Source organism: Streptococcus sp. HMSC066F01, from assembly GCF_001837335.1.
In the GTDB taxonomy this organism is placed as follows: Bacteria; Bacillota; Bacilli; order Lactobacillales; family Streptococcaceae; genus Streptococcus; species Streptococcus oralis_S.
Genome location: NZ_KV832084.1, coordinates 1 through 1167, shown reverse-complemented (window position 1 = coordinate 1167; position 1167 = coordinate 1). Strand labels below are relative to the sequence as shown.

Here is a 1167-nt window from a genome sequence, read left to right as displayed (position 1 = left end):
ATAAACCTTTTTTTGTGAGACTTCAAGATGTCTTTTGTCTCATTCTTTTTTATTTTTGTATTCGCCAATAGAAATGATTTTGTTATTGTCTTTGATATGCTTATAAAATCTAATTGATTCTGGGTGAATTTCACTAACCACAATTTCCCCTTGTATCCCTATGTCGCTTACTTCGAGGTTTAAAGTTTCATCGCCAATGCTTCCTAAAATTTGAATTTTATCTTTGCTTGATATTTTTCTTGATATTTTTTTAGAAATCAAATTCAAAATTCTTTTCAGTATTTTTATCATAGTCATACCTCTTGTAACTATACCAATTTTATCCCTCACTTTCACATATCTTATATTTTGTTAAACTCCCCTTAATTCTCAAATCCTTACAGCTCCTAGCTTTTCGTCTCTTTGATTTTTTCAGCTTATGCTTAACTCATTATGTGAAAGTAATATCTAAAAAATTAAATGACAAAGTTCCGTAAAGCATCATCAAGCTCTGCTTGTTCTATCCCTATGTATCTTAAGGTTATTGCAGGTGATGAGTGATTGAACATTTTTTGTAATGTTCCTACGTCCTTTGTCTTGTTGTAATATTTATAGCCAAATGTTTTTCGCATTGTGTGTGTACCGACATTATCAATGCCAAGTTCTTCAGCTGCTTCATGTATGATTTGATAGGCTCGCTCACGAGTGATTGCTTTATTCTGACCTTGCCTACTCTTGAATAAGAAATGATGAAATGGTTTGCCCTCGACATATCTCCTCATTTCTTTTTTGAGTTCTTTTGTCATCCGTCTTGTTATCTGCTTGCCAGTCTTCCGTTCTCTCAGTTTGATGTGCCAGCCTTGAACATCTTTAACTTTCAAGGTAAGTATATCTCCGACTCGCAAACCAGTATTCAGGCCTGTAATGAATAGCATATAATACATCTCATTCCACTCCTTGAGATAATCTTTCATTGCCTGGATGTCGTCATTATCTTTTATCGGCGATACAAATTCCATGTTCTACCTCCTTTCTGCAAAACAAAAAGCCAGCATTTGCTGACTCTTGACGATACTTCTGTTGGACAACTTTTCTGACTAGAATTAAGGATGACTCCTAAAGTGTGATATGTGTTTTTGTTTCAGAAGTTCATGCTATCATAATAAACCTTTTTTTGTGAGACTTCAA

Annotated in this window: 2 protein-coding genes; both read right to left on the bottom strand. The window is 34.0% G+C overall.

Translation table 11 applies throughout. From position 1 onward, the window contains the following. Positions 1-39: 39 nt before the first annotated feature. Complete coding sequence (locus tag HMPREF2655_RS02855; protein WP_070837509.1) at positions 40-291, bottom strand: hypothetical protein; 252 nt, start codon at positions 289-291, stop codon at positions 40-42. A 164-nt stretch (positions 292-455) separates the two neighbouring features. Then, on the bottom strand, positions 456-998 hold the full coding sequence (locus HMPREF2655_RS02850) for a site-specific integrase (RefSeq protein ID WP_033585091.1): 543 nt from the start codon (positions 996-998) through the stop codon (positions 456-458). Positions 999-1167: the final 169 nt, after the last annotated feature.

Bases quoted from the DNA above. Each gene is read 5' to 3' on its own strand.
- HMPREF2655_RS02850 (WP_033585091.1), bottom strand. From the start codon at position 998: ATGGAATTTGTATCGCCGATAAAAGATAATGACGACATCCAGGCAATG.
- HMPREF2655_RS02855 (WP_070837509.1), bottom strand. From the start codon at position 291: ATGATAAAAATACTGAAAAGAATTTTGAATTTGATTTCTAAAAAAATA.